At 74.3% G+C, this 14,559-nt stretch carries 13 protein-coding genes; 4 read left to right on the top strand and 9 right to left on the bottom strand.

Annotated features, from left to right (window positions below; translation table 11 throughout):
- The first annotated feature begins 87 nt into the window (after window positions 1-87).
- Entirely contained in the window at window positions 88-1,212 is a 1,125-nt protein-coding gene (locus R2D22_RS08890) for an alpha/beta fold hydrolase (RefSeq protein ID WP_318102463.1), read from the top strand.
- A gap of 41 nt (window positions 1,213-1,253) precedes the next feature.
- On the opposite strand, the gene R2D22_RS08885 is transcribed toward R2D22_RS08890, so the two are convergent.
- The 3 genes from R2D22_RS08885 to R2D22_RS08875 form a co-directional block, all read right to left on the bottom strand.
- Window positions 1,254-2,528 carry a ribonuclease D gene (locus R2D22_RS08885; RefSeq protein WP_318102461.1) on the bottom strand — a complete coding sequence of 425 codons (1,275 nt, stop codon included), beginning with the start codon at window positions 2,526-2,528 and terminating at the stop codon, window positions 1,254-1,256.
- A gap of 77 nt (window positions 2,529-2,605) precedes the next feature.
- Entirely contained in the window at window positions 2,606-3,268 is a 663-nt protein-coding gene (locus R2D22_RS08880; RefSeq protein ID WP_188272546.1) for a LuxR C-terminal-related transcriptional regulator, read from the bottom strand.
- Between the two features lie 261 nt (window positions 3,269-3,529).
- Window positions 3,530-4,219: a DUF3000 domain-containing protein gene (locus tag R2D22_RS08875; RefSeq protein ID WP_318102459.1), complete on the bottom strand. Its 690-nt coding sequence runs from the start codon at window positions 4,217-4,219 to the stop codon at window positions 3,530-3,532.
- 91 nt (window positions 4,220-4,310) lie between these two features.
- On the opposite strand from R2D22_RS08875, the gene hemE reads away from it, so the two are divergent.
- Window positions 4,311-5,372 (top strand): uroporphyrinogen decarboxylase, encoded by a 1,062-nt coding sequence (gene hemE / locus R2D22_RS08870; RefSeq protein WP_318102457.1) that lies wholly within the window; start codon window positions 4,311-4,313, stop codon window positions 5,370-5,372.
- A gap of 67 nt (window positions 5,373-5,439) precedes the next feature.
- Here hemE and R2D22_RS08865 read toward each other — a convergent pair whose 3' ends face one another.
- The 3 genes from R2D22_RS08865 to R2D22_RS08855 all read right to left on the bottom strand — a co-directional run bounded on the left by R2D22_RS08865 (window position 5,440) and on the right by R2D22_RS08855 (window position 8,372).
- Window positions 5,440-5,817 carry a hypothetical protein gene (locus tag R2D22_RS08865; protein ID WP_318102455.1) on the bottom strand — a complete coding sequence of 126 codons (378 nt, stop codon included), beginning with the start codon at window positions 5,815-5,817 and terminating at the stop codon, window positions 5,440-5,442.
- Between the two features lie 65 nt (window positions 5,818-5,882).
- The gene (locus R2D22_RS08860; RefSeq protein WP_318102453.1) at window positions 5,883-7,304 is read right to left on the bottom strand and encodes an FAD-dependent oxidoreductase; all 1,422 of its coding nucleotides are present in this window, start codon (window positions 7,302-7,304) and stop codon (window positions 5,883-5,885) included.
- 27 nt (window positions 7,305-7,331) lie between these two features.
- Complete coding sequence (locus tag R2D22_RS08855) at window positions 7,332-8,372, bottom strand: DUF4349 domain-containing protein (protein WP_318102452.1); 1,041 nt, start codon at window positions 8,370-8,372, stop codon at window positions 7,332-7,334.
- Window positions 8,373-8,530: 158 nt separating this feature from the next.
- On the opposite strand from R2D22_RS08855, the gene hemG reads away from it, so the two are divergent.
- Entirely contained in the window at window positions 8,531-10,033 is a 1,503-nt protein-coding gene (gene hemG / locus R2D22_RS08850) for a protoporphyrinogen oxidase (protein ID WP_318102451.1), read from the top strand.
- A gap of 17 nt (window positions 10,034-10,050) precedes the next feature.
- A complete protein-coding gene (gene hemQ, locus R2D22_RS08845) occupies window positions 10,051-10,764 on the top strand; it encodes a hydrogen peroxide-dependent heme synthase (RefSeq protein ID WP_318102449.1) in 714 nt (237 codons plus the stop codon).
- Between the two features lie 281 nt (window positions 10,765-11,045).
- Here hemQ and R2D22_RS08840 read toward each other — a convergent pair whose 3' ends face one another.
- The 3 genes from R2D22_RS08840 to R2D22_RS08830 form a co-directional block, all read right to left on the bottom strand.
- Window positions 11,046-11,801, bottom strand: coding sequence for a TIGR04222 domain-containing membrane protein (locus tag R2D22_RS08840; RefSeq protein ID WP_318102447.1), 756 nt, complete (start codon window positions 11,799-11,801; stop codon window positions 11,046-11,048).
- Window positions 11,802-11,898: 97 nt separating this feature from the next.
- Window positions 11,899-12,897, bottom strand: a complete 999-nt coding sequence (locus R2D22_RS08835) for a TIGR04222 domain-containing membrane protein (RefSeq protein WP_318102445.1) — start codon at window positions 12,895-12,897, stop codon at window positions 11,899-11,901.
- 5 nt (window positions 12,898-12,902) lie between these two features.
- On the bottom strand, window positions 12,903-14,540 hold the full coding sequence (locus R2D22_RS08830) for an MbnB/TglH/ChrH family RiPP precursor modification enzyme (RefSeq protein WP_318102443.1): 1,638 nt from the start codon (window positions 14,538-14,540) through the stop codon (window positions 12,903-12,905).
- Between the last annotated feature and the right edge of the window lie 19 nt (window positions 14,541-14,559).

Here is a 14,559-nt window from a genome sequence, read left to right as displayed (position 1 = left end):
CCGTGCCGTGCGCGCCGGGCGCACATCGGACCGAGGCTGGCACAACCCGGGCGCGAGGCCCGGACCGAGCGCACGGAAAGGATCCCCATGCCGATCGTCACCAACGACCTCCTGGTCCCCCACAAGTCCACTGTCCCCGCGAACAAGAACGACCCCGTCGAGCTGTTCGTGCGGGAGCGGGACGGCACGCCCCTGGGGCTCCTCCCGGAGCGCAAGGCCGTCCTCATGCTGCACGGCCGGAGCATTCCGGCGCTTGCGGCCTTCGATCTCCAGCACACGTCCTACAGCTGGGCGGAGCACCTGGCCAAGGCCGGCTACGACGTCTTCATGATGGACCTCCAGGGCTCCGGACGGTCGCCACGTCCCAAGATGAACGAGCCCCGCAATGCCAGCCCCGCCAACCAGAACCTCCTGACGCCGAGGCCACCGGGATTCACCCCGGGCCCGGTGGAGTACAAGTTCCAGCTGAACAACTCGAACAGCGACCGGGACGAGCTGCACACCGTCGTGGAGTACATCCGCAAAGAGCGCAACGTGGACAAGGTCGCGTTCGTCGGCTACTCCGCTGCGGGGCTCACGATGGGGCCGTACGCGGTGAACAATCCCACCAGGGTGGAGAGTCTCTTCCTGCTGGCGCCGGTCTTCCCGCCCGACGGCACATCGACCCCACCGAGCACGCTGCCGCAGCCCGGCTTCCCGATGTTCCTGGGCACGAGGTGGGGTTTGGAGCAGGGGTGGAACAGGGAACTGGGCTGCGACGGTCAGCGCGAACTCGGCATCGTCGAGAAGGCGTGGGCCGCGGTGATGGAGAGTGACCCGGTAGGCAGGAACTGGGGACCGCCCGAGGGCCTCAATCGGATCCGGAACTTCGTCCGGTGGGGCTGGAACAAGACGACGGCGGCGCAGGGCGGTGTCCTCGGCGGACGCGTGCCCGTCCTGATCGTGTACGGGGAGCACGACGCCACGGTGAACACGTCGCCGCCCAGCACCGACCCGGAACTCAACTTCTCGGTTCCCGCGCTCTACGACGCCATCACGGGCGACCACAAGCTCATGGTCAAGCTGGCCTGCGCGGGCCACACGGTGGTGTGGGAGACGCAGCACAAGAACGTGCACAACCTCTCGAAGCACTGGCTGAAGCACCTCAAGGTCGACGGCAAGACACAGGGCGTCTTCAACATGGACACCGACGGCAACCTCAGCCCCGCGTAGGAAGGAAGAGCCCCCGGGCGCCGGGGGCTCTTCCCGCAGGACTACGCGCTCGCCGTCAGCGCCTTCACGAGCAACGGGGTCACCAGTTCGACCTGCCAAGGGCGCGCGCCGTACGTGCGCAGTGCCGCCGCCACGTCGCCGTCGGCCGGGGGTTCCCAGCAGACGCGGCGGACCGTGTCCGGGGTGATCAGGTTCTCCTGGGGGAGGTTCAGCTCCTCCGCGAGCGCCGAGACCGCCGTGCGGGCCGCCGCGAGGCGGGCCGCCGCCGCCGGGTCCTTGTCCGCCCAGGCGCGCGGCGGGGGCGGGCCCGCGACGGGCTGGCCGGGCTGCGGGAGCTGCGCGTCGGGGAGGGCCTTCGCCCGGTCCACCGCCGCCTGCCACTGCTCCAACTGCCGCCGTCCCATCCGGTGGCCGAACCCCGGCAGCGCCATCAGCGCCTGCACGTTCGCCGGCACGGCCAGCGCCGCCTCGACGATCGCCGCGTCGCTCAGCACCTTGCCCGGCGAGACGTCCCGTCGCTGCGCCACCGCGTCACGCGCCTGCCACAGCTCGCGCACCACCGCCATCTGCCGGCGGCGGCGCACCTTGTGCATGCCGGAGGTCCGGCGCCACGGGTCCTTGCGGGGCGGCGCGGGCGGGGCCGAGGCGATCGCGTCGAACTCCTGGAGGGCCCAGTCCAGCTTGCCCTGCCGGTCGAGCTCCTTCTCCAGTGCGTCACGCAGGTCGACGAGCAGCTCGACGTCCAGCGCGGCGTACCGGAGCCAGGGCTCGGGCAGCGGGCGGGTGGACCAGTCCACCGCGGAGTGGCCCTTCTCCAGGGCGTAGCCCAGTACCGACTCCACCATCGCGCCGAGGCCGACGCGCGGGAAGCCCGCGAGCCGTCCGGCCAGCTCGGTGTCGAACAGGGAGGTGGGGACCATGCCTATCTCGCGCAGGCAGGGCAGGTCCTGGGTGGCCGCGTGCAGGATCCACTCGACGCCGTCGAGCGCCTCGCCGAGCCCGGACAGGTCCGGGCAGCCGACGGGGTCGATGAGCGCCGTGCCGGCGCCCTCGCGCCGGAGCTGGACGAGGTACGCGCGCTGCCCGTAGCGGTAGCCGGACGCCCGCTCGGCGTCGACCGCCACCGGCCCGCGGCCTGCGGCGAAGGAGGCGATCACCTCACGCAGGGCGTCGTCGGTCTCCACGACGGGCGGAATGCCCTCGCGCGGTTCCAGAAGGGGGATCGGCAGCCCGTCGGCAGGGACATCTTCGTCCGGGGGGCCGCCCCCGGTGGTGCGCAGTGCGGTGTCTGCTGCGGTCTCTTGGGCGTCGGTCACCAGTCAAGGGTATCCGTGAACGGACGCCGCCCGTCGACGGAACGTTCCGTCGACGGGCGCGGCTGCCGTGTCGGGCGTCAGTGGATGATGCCGGTGCGCAGCGCGACGGCGACCATCCCGGCGCGGTCACCCGTGCCGAGCTTGCGCGCGATGCGGGCGAGGTGGCTCTTCACGGTCAGCGCGGACAGGCCCATCGAGACGCCGATGGCCTTGTTCGACTGGCCTTCGGCGACGAGCCGGAGCACCTCGACCTCACGGCCGGAGAGCTCGCGGTAGCCGCCCGGGTGGCTCGGGGCACCCGGGGGGCGGCGGTGCATACGGGCCGCCGCGGAGCCGATGGGGGCGGCGCCGGGGCGGGTGGGGTGGCCGATGTTGGTACGGGTTCCGGTGACCACGTAGCCCTTCACACCGCCGGCGAGGGCGTTGCGGACGGCGCCGATGTCGTCGGCCGCGGAGAGGGCGAGGCCGTTCGGCCAGCCCGCGGCGCGGGTCTCGGACAGCAGGGTGAGCCCGGAACCGTCGGGCAGGTGGACGTCGGCCACGCAGATGTCGCGCGGGTTGCCGACGCGGGGACGGGCCTCCGCGATGGACGACGCCTCGATGACGTCGCGCACGCCGAGCGCCCACAGGTGGCGGGTGACGGTGGAACGGACGCGTGGGTCGGCCACGACGACCATGGCCGTCGGCTTGTTCGGGCGGTAGGCGACCAGGCTTGCGGGCTGCTCGAGGAGAACGGACACCAGGCCTCCTGGGGGGAAGGTGCGGGACGGAGCCGGCTCGGGGAAGAAGCCGGGGGTGGACCCCTGCCTGAAGGGTCATTGACCTCTTCGGCAGCTCGGCCGCCCGCCTTTAGAGAAAGATCACGATTTGGTGAGTAACATTTAGGGCAATTCGGACACGTGATCGATCATCCTACGAGTGACCCGGGCCCTGGACCAGCGCAGGACCAGCGCGGCGCCGGTACGGGAGCGCTCCCGTACCGGCGCCGCAAAAGGCACCGGTCACGCCTGCTGCGGTCCCCGCCGCTGCGGCAACGACACCACGCCCGCGCCCGCCGTCGTCCCCGTTCCGTTCTCCCCGGCGCCCTGCCCCGACGGTGGCAGCCCGGCGACCTGGCACAGCAGGTCGCACCACGCGGCCAGGTGCGCCGCCGTGTCCGGCACCCCGCCGAGGCCCTCGCGCGGCGTCCACGACGCCCGGATCTCGATCTGGCTGGCCGGCCGCCGCTCCGCCAGCCCGCCGAAGTAGTGCGACCCCGCCTGCGTGACGGTGCCGCTCGCCTCCCCGTACCCGAGACCGCGCGCCTCCAGCGCCCCGGTCAGCCAGGACCAGCAGACCTCCGGCAGCAGCGGGTCCGCCGCCATCTCCGGCTCCAGCTCCGCCCGGACCAGCGTCACCAGACGGAAGTTGCCCTGCCAGGCGTCGTGCCCGGACGGGTCGTGCAGCAGGACCAGGCGGCCGTCCGCCAGATCCTCCTCGCCCGAGACGACCGCCGCCTCCAGTGCGTACGCGAACGGTGCGAGCCGCTGCGGGGGGCGCGTCGGATCGATCTCGATCTCCGGCCGCAGCCGCGCCGAACGCAGTCCTTCGACCGCCTTCCGGAAGACGGGCGGCACGGGTTCCTGCCCCGTGCCGCCCGCCTTTCCGGTGTCGTCGGAATGATCGGAAGAATGTCCCTGAGCCGCAGCCATGCGGGGAAGAGTAGGCGGAACGGGGCCCTCGCGCAGGGAGGGACACCCGGCCCGCGCGGGCGGCTTCCCCGCACATGCGAAGATTCTGGGCGTGAGTGCCAACGGAAGCCCCTCGGGCCAGTCGAAGACGTACGATTCCGCCTTCCTGAAGGCGTGCCGCCGTGAGCCCGTGCCGCACACGCCGGTCTGGTTCATGCGGCAGGCCGGGCGGTCGCTGCCCGAGTACCTGAAGGTCCGCGAGGGCATCCCCATGCTCGAGTCGTGCATGCGGCCCGAGCTGGTCACCGAGATCACGCTGCAGCCCGTGCGCCGCCACAAGGTGGACGCCGCGATCTACTTCAGCGACATCGTGGTGCCGCTCAAGGCCATCGGCATCGACCTCGACATCAAGCCCGGCGTCGGCCCGGTCGTCGCCGACCCGATCCGCCGCCGCGAGGACCTGGCCCGGCTGCGCGACCTGACCCCCGAGGACGTCTCGTACGTCACCGAGGCCATCGGCATGCTGACGCAGGAGCTGGGCGGCACTCCGCTGATCGGCTTCGCGGGCGCGCCTTTCACCCTCGCGAGCTACCTCGTCGAGGGCGGTCCGTCCCGCAACCACGAGCACACCAAGGCGCTCATGTACGGCGACCCGCAGTTGTGGGCCGACCTGCTCGACCGCCTCGCCGAGATCACCTCGGCCTTCCTCAAGGTGCAGATCGAGGCCGGCGCGTCCGCCGTGCAGCTCTTCGACTCGTGGGTGGGCGCGCTCGCCCCGGCCGACTACCGCCGCTCGGTGATGCCCGCCTCGACGAAGGTGTTCGACGCGGTCGCCTCGTACGGCGTGCCGCGCATCCACTTCGGCGTCGGCACCGGCGAGCTGCTCGGCCTCATGGGCGAGGCGGGCGCGGACGTCGTGGGCGTCGACTGGCGGGTGCCGCTGGACGAGGCCGCCCGCCGCGTCGGCCCGGGCAAGGCTCTCCAGGGCAACCTGGACCCCGCGGTGCTGTTCTCCACGCCGGAGGCCGTGGAGGCCAAGACGGACGAGGTCCTGGCCGCCGCGAGCGGCCTCGAGGGGCACATCTTCAACCTCGGCCACGGGGTGCTGCCGACGACCGACCCGGACGCGCTGACCCGCCTGGTGGAGTACGTCCACACCAAGACGGCCGTCTGACGGTCCCCCGCGGCACGGCCCCGGCCCGCCACCCCCGTTCGGGGTGGCGGGCCGGGGCCGTGAAGGGTCAGCCCGCCTCGCAGTTGATCGGCAGGTTGCCGGTGGCGACCCGGCAGAAGTCGGTCCCGAGACCGCCGTCGACGACGCCGGCGTTGTTGCCGCCGATCTGCAGGTAGTCGTTGCCGGTGTTGCCGCGTACCGCGGCCATGGTTCCCACGGAACCGTCGATGACGATGTAGTCGCTGCCGCCGAGACCGTCGACCGAGTGGTTGGCGGGGACCGACGCGCAGCGGATGTAGTCGCTACCGGGCGTGCCGGTCAGGTTGGTGGCGCTTCGGGGGAAGCCGTTGACCGTGCAGGTCACGGCCTGGGCGGGGGTGCTCAGGGCGAGCGGGGCTATGACGAGGGAGGCGGCGCAGAGCGCTCGCACGGTGTGTCTGATCATGCGATCAGTGACGCATGGTGCCCGAACGCTCGCAAACCGTCACCACGCGTCGTGGCCCGGTCGGGTCACTCTGCCGCCCGAACGGCGGCCACCGCCTTGCGCGCCGCGATCAGGACCGGGTCCCAGACCGGCGAGAACGGCGGCGCGTACCCCAGGTCCAGTGCCGTCATCGCCTCCACCGTCATCCCCGCGGTCAGCGCCACCGCCGCGATGTCCACCCGCTTCGCCGCGCCCTCCCGGCCCACGATCTGCACGCCGAGCAGCCGTCCCGTACGCCGCTCCGCCAGCATCTTCACCGTCATCGGGGCCGCCCCCGGGTAGTAGCCGGCCCGGCTCGTCGACTCGATCGTCACCGAGACGTACCGCAGCCCCACCTCGCGGGCGTCCTTCTCGCGCAGGCCCGTCCGGGCGATCTCCAGCGCGCACACCTTGCTCACCGCCGTGCCCACCACGCCCGGGAAGGTCGCGTACCCGCCGCCCACGTTCGAGCCGATGACCTGGCCGTGCTTGTTGGCGTGCGTGCCCAGCGGGATGTACCGCTCGCGGCCCGACACCAGATCGAGCACCTCCACACAGTCGCCGCCCGCCCAGATGTTCCCGTGGCCCCGCACCCGCATCGCCAGGTCGGTCAGCAGCCCGCCGTGCCCGCCGAGCGGCAGCCCCGCCGCCCGCGCCAGCGTCGTCTCCGGCCGCACGCCGATGCCGAGGACGACCACGTCCGCCGGGTACTCGGCGTCCGCCGTCGCCACCGCCCGCACCCGGCCGTCCGAGCCCGTCCGGATCGCGGTGACCTCGGCGTCGCCGACCGTCGTGATGCCCAGACCGTCCATCGCCTCGTGCACCAGCCGGCCCATGTCCGGGTCCAGGGTGGCCATCGGCTGCGGGCCCCGGTTGAGCACCGTCACCTCGTAGCCGCGGTTCAGCAGCGCCTCGGCCATCTCCACGCCGATGTACCCCGCGCCGACCACGACCGCCCTCCCCCGAGCTCCCGGACGCGCCCCGGCAGGGGGGACCCCCGTGGCGCCGTCGGTCTCCAGCGCCGTCAGCGAGTCGAGCAGAGCCTGGCCGTCGTCCAGGGTCTGCACCCCGTGCACGCCAGGGGCGTCGATCCCCGGCAGCGGCGGCCGCACCGGCTGCGCCCCGGTCCCGATCACCAGCTTGTCGAAGCCGGTCCAGGACTCGGCGCCGCTCTCCAGGTCGCGGGTGCGCACCCGTTGCCCCGGCACGTCCAGCTCGGTCACCTCGGTCCGCATGCGCAGATCGATGTCCCGGGCACGGTGCTCCCGCGGCGAGCGCGCGATCAACTCGTCGCGCGCGGCGACGTCGCCGCCGACCCAGTACGGGATGCCGCAGGCCGAGTACGAGGAGAAGTGGCCGCGCTCGAAGGCGACGATTTCCAGCTCCTCGGGGCCCTTGAGCCTGCGGGCCTGCGACGCGGCGGACATGCCCGCCGCGTCGCCGCCGATGACGACCAGTCGCTCCCTCATGCGAACACGCTACGTCGGGGCGGGGGTTCAGTCCTCCTCGGGGGCGGGCGCGGCGGAGGCTCCGTCAGGTCGCGGCGCGGGCACGGGCGCCGGTGCGGACGCCGACGTCGGTGCGGGCGTCGACGTCGGTGCGGGCGTCGCCGTACGCGTCGACGCCGGCTCCGGGGCGGCAGACCGCTTCGCCAGGCGCGGGCGGACCAGCCACCGCCAGGCCGCGTACAGCACGGCGAGGACGGCGAGCCACGGGGCGAGCGCCGCGAGCACGATCGCCAGCCAGGTCGCCGCGGTCACCAGTGCGTTCCAGCCACCGCCGAGGGCGTCGAGCAGGCCCGGGGTGTCGTCCTCGGCCTTCGTCGGCCGCTCCGTCTCGGACAGCTCCAGGGTGATCGTCGCCATCGTCGTACGGTCCTTCAGCGAGGCCTGCTGGGCGAGCAGCGACTCCAGGTCCGCCTGGCGGCGGCTCAGCTCGCTCTCCAGGGTGACCACGTCGGCCAGCTTCGTGGCCTGGTCCATCAGCTTGCGGACCCGGTCCACGCTGGCCCGCTGGGTCGCGATCCGGCTCTCCACGTCCACCACCTGCTCGGTGACGTCCTTGGCGTCCGCCTTCCGGGAGATCAGCTTCCCGCCGCCGGCCAGCTCACCGAGGACGGAGTCGTACCGCTCCTGCGGGACGCGCAGCACCACCCGCGAGGTCACGTGCGTGTCGTCGACCCGCTCGGTCGTCTCGCTCGCCACGTGCCCGCCCGCCCGGGCGACGACGCCGCGCGCCGCCGCCAGCGCCTTCGGCGCGCTCGCGACCTCGACGTACAGCTCGGCGGTACGGATGACGTGCTGCGTGGGCACGGCCGCCGGGTTCTCGGTGCCCGCCGGCTTCTCGGCGCCGCCGCCCCCGGGCGCCGCGTCCGGGGCGCCGTCTCTGGCGGCCTCCGCGCCCGCGTCGGCCGGCTTCTCCGCCGTCAGCCCCTTGGCGTCCGCCGCCGAGCCGCCGGCGTCGTCGTTCGCGCCGCAGCCCGCCAGTGCCAGCGACGCGACGAGCAGCGCCGCCGCGAAGGTCCGTGTTCCACGCATGGGGTCCCCCCAGGGATGTGGTGGCCGAATGGTGCCCTTTCGACGTACGGGGCGGGGCGCGGGTTGCCGTTCCCCGGTAGCGATGCGGTCACGTTCCGGACTCGGAACAGGCGGTGGGCGGGCGCGGGCACCCGCCGGGCGTTTGAGAGAGTGGGGGCATGAACGCGGACACAGGAGCGGGTACCCCGGCGGCGCCGGACGGGCGGCATGTCGTCGTCGTGGGCGGTGGCATCGCCGGGCTCGCCGCCGCGCACCGGCTCGCCGGCGCCGGGGTGCGGGTGACCCTCCTGGAGGCGACCGACCGGGTCGGCGGCAAGCTGCACGCCGGGGAGATCGCCGGGGCGCCCGTCGACCTCGGGGCCGAGTCGCTGCTCGCCCGCCGGCCCGAGGCCGTCGCGCTGGCCCGTGCCGTCGGCCTCGGCGAGCGGATGCTCGCGCCCGCCACCACCACCGCGTCGGTGTGGAGCCGGGGCGAACTGCGCCCCATGCCCAAGGGCCACGTCATGGGCGTGCCCGGCGACGCGGGCGCGCTGGCCGGACTGCTCTCCGAGGAGGGGCTGCGCCGGGTCGACCAGGACCGCGAACTGCCCCCGGCGGAACTCGGCGAGGACGTCGCCATCGGCGCGTACGTCGCCGACCGGATGGGCCGCGAGGTCGTCGACCGGCTCGTCGAACCGCTCCTCGGCGGGGTGTACGCGGGCGATGCGTACAAGATCTCGATGCGGGCCGCCGTGCCCAAGCTCTTCGAGGAGGCCCGCGCCCACGGCACCCTCGGCGAGGCCGTCCGCGCCGTCCAGCGGGCCGGCGCCGCGACCCCGTCCGACGCCGCCGGCGCGGCCACCGGCCTCGGCGGCTCCGCCTTCCTCGGCATCCGGGGCGGCATCGGCGTCCTGCCCGCAGCGGTCGCCGACGCGATCCGGGCCGCCGGCGGCGAGATCCTCACCCACGCCCCGGTCACCGAACTGCGCCGCGTCCCGGCGGGTCCGGACGGGACGGCCGGCCCCGGCACCTGCTGGCGCGTCGTCACCGGCGACCGGGTGCTGCACGCCGACGGCGTCGTCCTCGCCACCCCCGCCTGGTCCGCAGCCGAGCTGCTGGCCGCCGAGTCGCCCGCCGCCTCCGCCGAACTCGGCCAGGTCGAGTACGCCTCGATGGCCCTGGTCACCCTCGCCTTCCGGCGCGCCGACCTCAGCGGCCTGCCCGGCTCCGGCTTCCTCGTCCCGCCCGTCGACGGACGCACGATCAAGGCCTCGACCTTCTCCACCCAGAAGTGGAGCTGGGTGGCCGACGCCGCCCCGGACCTCTTCGTGCTGCGCACCTCCGTCGGCCGGCACGGCGAGGAGGCGCAGCTCGACCGCGACGACGCCGAGCTCGTCGCCGCGTCCCTGACCGACCTGGGCGCCGCCGTCGGCCTCACGGCCCGCCCCGCCGCCACCACCGTCACCCGCTGGATCGACGGCCTGCCGCAGTACCCGGTCGGCCACCTCACCCGCGTCGAACGCATCCGCGACGCCGTCGCCAAGCTCCCCGGGCTGCGGATCGCGGGCGCGGTGTACGACGGCGTCGGCGTCCCGGCCTGCGTCGCCTCGGCCCACCGGGCCGCGGACGAGATCATCGCCACGTCGAAAACCACCGACCCTGGTGCCGGGCACTGTCCGTGACGGGCGAGAATGGACGCATGAGTGCGCCCGAAAAGATCCCGAACGCCGGTAAGAAGGCGAAGGACCTCAACGAGGTCATCCGCTACACCCTGTGGTCCGTCTTCAAGCTGCGCGACGTTCTCCCCGAGGACCGGGCCGGCTACGCCGACGAGGTCCAGGAGCTGTTCGACCAGCTCGCGGCCAAGGACATCACCGTCCGCGGCACGTACGACGTCTCCGGCCTGCGCGCCGATGCCGACGTCATGATCTGGTGGCACGCCGAGACCTCGGACGAGCTCCAGGAGGCGTACAACCTCTTCCGCCGCACCAAGCTGGGCCGCGCTCTGGAGCCGGTCTGGTCGAACATGGCGCTGCACCGCCCCGCCGAGTTCAACAAGTCGCACATCCCGGCCTTCCTGGCCGACGAGACCCCGCGCGACTACGTCTCGGTCTACCCCTTCGTGCGCTCCTACGACTGGTACCTGCTGCCGGACGAGGACCGTCGCCGGATGCTCGCGGACCACGGCAAGATGGCCCGCGGCTACCCCGACGTCCGCGCCAACACGGTCGCCTCGTTCTCGCTCGGCGACTACGAGTGGATCCTCGCCTTCGAGGCCGACGAGCTGTACCGCATCGTCGACCTGATGCGCCACCTGCGCGCCTCCGAGGCCCGGCTGCACGTCCGCGAGGAGGTCCCCTTCTACACGGGGCGTCGCAAGAGCGTGGCGGACCTGGTGGCCGGGCTTGCGTAGAGCCTCCGGGCCGGGGGTCCGGGGGTCGACCCCCGGGAATCGCAGTACGGGGCGCCGCAAGAGCGTGGCGGACCTGGTGGCGGGCCTGGCCTGACCACCGTACGAACCTGGTGACGACCGGCTGCCGGCCGGCCCGTCACCCCTCGACCCGGAAGATCAGACGGCGGACGGGATCCGTCCGCCGCTCCAGCGACACCGGGTCCGGCTCCGGGTGCGGCGCGCTCTCTGCGCGCCGCACCGGCGTCTTTCCGGGGCCCGTAAACGAGCGGGCCCGCATGCTGCTACCGCGCGTCGAGGGCGGCCCGGAGGCCCGGATCGGCCAGGGCCCGCGGGCCGCGCGTCGCCAGGGCGGCCATCGGGTCGTCGGCCGCCGGGACTTCGCCGAGCAGTACCTGACCGGCGGGGGAGGCCCAGTGCGGGTACGGATGCGCCTCCGCGCGGGCGGCGAGCAGACAGCCCAGGGTGAGCACGACCGGCAGCGAGAACCAGGCCAGGACCGGGGTGACCGAGACCCCCTGAGGCAGGATCAGCACCGCGCCGGCCGCGAGGGCCAGACTCAGCACCAGTGACGCGAACACCGCGCGCACCCCGGCGGCGACGCTGCGGCGGCCCGGCTCCGGCACCGCCAGGCCCGCTGTCACCAGCCGGTCCGCCACGGTCCGTACAGCATCCGCCGCGGCGACCGCCGGGCGTATCGCCGTCGTCCTGGCCTGCCCGTCCGGGCCTATCGCACCGATCACCGAGCGCTCCAGGTCGTCCCGGCCCTCCGGGTCGACGACCGTCGCCCAGCCGGTGTGCGCGAGCAGCAGCCGGCGGGCGCGGTGCATCGACACCAGGGTCAGATCGGCGACCCGCAGCGGACCGCCGGACAGGTAGGCCGCCTCGGCAAGCGTCAGTTCGCGGCCGGGGTCCCGGTCCTCCCCGAGCACGAACTCCGGAGGGGCGGGCCGCGCGGCCGTGACCGCTGCGAGGCAGAGCCGGACCGAACTGAGGACAGCCGCGGCGCAGGCGACGAGGAGCAACGGGACCCAGAGCATGGCCGAGTTCTACGGGACGGCCCGGGCCCCGCGCCATGGGTTTCTCACGATCCGGAACCGGGCCGCCGCCGGCCGCCGCTCGCGGCGCGCCGCGCGGTCAACCGGAGCTCGAACCGCCGCAGCTCGAACCGCTGCTGGACGAACAGCTCGAACCACTGCTGGACGAACAGCTGGAACCGCCGGAGGACGAGCAGGACGAGCCGCTGGAGCAGGACGAGCCGCCGGAGCACGACGATCCACCGCCCCCACCTCCGCCCCCGCCGGCGCCGCAGCCGCCCCCACCGCCGCTGACGCCCGCGCACCACACGGTGACGACGGCCGCGCTGTCCGAGGAGTCGCCGCTGTCGCCGAACGGCCGGGACGGCGGCGTGCGCGGCATCCGGGCCGCTGTGATCAGCTGGGCCCGCAGCTCGGGGTCCGGCAGCGCGCCCAGGCCGCGCAGCGCGACCAGGTGCCCGGCGTCCGTCAGGTACGCCGCCTGCTGCCGGTAGGCGTGCAGCGCCCGCCGCCCGGCCGAGGTGACCCGGCCGGCGGCCACCGCCCCGCAGATCAGCGCGCTGACGACGCCGAGCCCCAGGGCGGGAACCACCTTCGCGATGAACGGGATCGAGTCGCCGAGGGTGATGACCGTCAGGAACACCGACACGAAGATCATCCCGAACGAGGCGAAGCCCTGCGCGACCGCCCAGCGGACGACCGTGCGGCGCGCCGCCGGGGTGACGAGCAGCCCCCGCGCCGCGAGCCCGTCGCCGATCTCCTGCACCGCCGGGTGGCGCATGACGGCGAGCCGCAGGGTGTGCAGCGCGCCGTGCGGCGCGGCCGCGAGTTCCTGCAGCACGGCGCGTTCGACGGGGTGCCGGCCGCCCGGGCCGAGGGCGACGACGATGCCGGGGCCGCCGATGGCGATGACGCCCTCGGCCTGCATCGCGGCGAGCGCGCTGTCCACGACCCGCGCCGGGCCGCCCTGCAGGAAGGCCGCCTCGGACACGTCGTGCACGGCCCCGCCGGGGCCGCCGCGGGAGGACGAGATCCTGGCGATCAGCATGATCAGGCTGGCCAGGACGGCGAGGTAGACCAGTGCGGCGAGTGCGTTCACGGCCGTCACCTCCCCGCCAGCACGGCGCGGGCGGCGCGGACGAGCCGGGTGGCCCGCCCCGGCGGCCGGGCCCCGGCCCGGTCCTGCCACCAGTACGTGAGCCGCCTGCGGACCTCGGGGTCGGCGGGGCGGCCGGCGACCAGCAGGTGCTCGGCGAAGTCGAGCGCCTCGCGCCGGTAGCTGCCCGGCATCGGCCGTGCGGTCGCGTACGCGAGGAACGCGGGCCGGTACGCGGCCCCCAGGATCTCCGGCAGCTCCGGCGCCACCTTGGCGACGACGGAGGCGCGCTTGGCGACCAGGGCCCGGCTCTGCACCCGCAGCCGCCGCGCGTCGAACCCCTCGGGCGCGGGCGTCCCGGCGACCAGCGCCGACAGCAACGCCGCCTGCGCCAGCCCGACCCGCTCCCGGGCGCCGGGGGCCGGAGCCTCGGTCCGGTCGGAGTCGGGGACCTCGGCCCGGTCGACCCGCGCGGCCTCCGGGGCCGGGGCCGAGGAGCCGGTGCCCCGGGCCGGGGCCTCGCCGGGCTCGGGCATCGGGCCGCCGGAGACGCGGGCCCCGGCGCCGACCAGGAGCGGCATGGGCTCGGGGGCCGCCTCGGAGGCGTCGACGGAGCCGTCGGCCACCCGGTCCGGCGCGCCGAGCGCGGCGTCGCCGGGCTCGGGCATCGGCCCGCCCGAGACCCGGGCCCCGGCGCCCACGAACAGGGGGCGCGCGACCGGGGCGTCGGCGTCGGCGTCGGCCGTCGATTCCGCCGCGGCGTCGGGCCGCGCATCGGCCGTCGGCAGCGCCACCGGCCCGGTACCCGACCGCACGCTCGCCCGCGCCGTCCGCACCGTCGTCTCGATCGCCGTCAGTTCCGCGGCGAGCTCCTCCGCCGGGGGGAAGTCGTCGTCCCGTTCCAGCAGGACGCCCGGCGGGGCGACACGGGACGCCAGTTCCGCGAGTACGTCGAGGACCTGAGGGGGAACCGGGTGGGCGTGGGTGTCGTGCCAGACGCCGTCGCGCTCCTCGCCGCCCGCGACGTGCACGTACGCGATCGCCTCCACCGGCAGCTCGGCGAGCGCCTTCGCCGGGTCCTCGCCGCGGTTCACATGGTTCGTGTGCAGGTTGGCGACGTCGATGAGGAGCCGTACCCCCGTACGCTCCACCAGCTCCGCCAGGAACTGTCCCTCCGTCAGCTCCTCGCCCGGCCACGAGATCAGCGCCGCGACGTTCTCCAGGGCCAGCGGCACGGGGAGGGCGTCCTGCGCGATGCGGACGTTCTCGCAGAGCACCTCCAGCGCGTCCCACGTGCGCGGCACCGGCAGCAGGTGCCCCGCCTCCAGGACGGGCGTTCCAGTGAGCGGCCCCCCGGCGCGCACGAACGCGATGTGCTCGGTGACCAGCGGGGAACCGAGGGCCTCCGCCTTCGCCGCGAGGTCCGCGAGCCGCCCCGCGTCCGGGCGGTCCGCGCCGCCCAGCCCGAGCGAGACACCGTGCGGGACCACCTTGACGCCGCGTTCGCGCAGCCGGGTCAGCGAGTCGGGGAGATGGCCGGGGCAGATGTTCTCGGCCACCACCTCCACCCAGTCGACGCCGGGCAGTCCCTCCACCGCGTCCGCGATCTCCGGCCGCCAGCCGATGCCGATGCCGAGTTCTGCCATGTCCCCCTCCTTCAGTCCC

It is taken from the genome of Streptomyces sp. HUAS YS2, assembly GCF_033343995.1.
Lineage (GTDB): Bacteria > Actinomycetota > Actinomycetes > Streptomycetales > Streptomycetaceae > Streptomyces > Streptomyces solicathayae.
The sequence above is the reverse complement of the archived record's forward strand: the minus strand, read 5'-3'. Positions and strand labels throughout refer to the sequence as shown.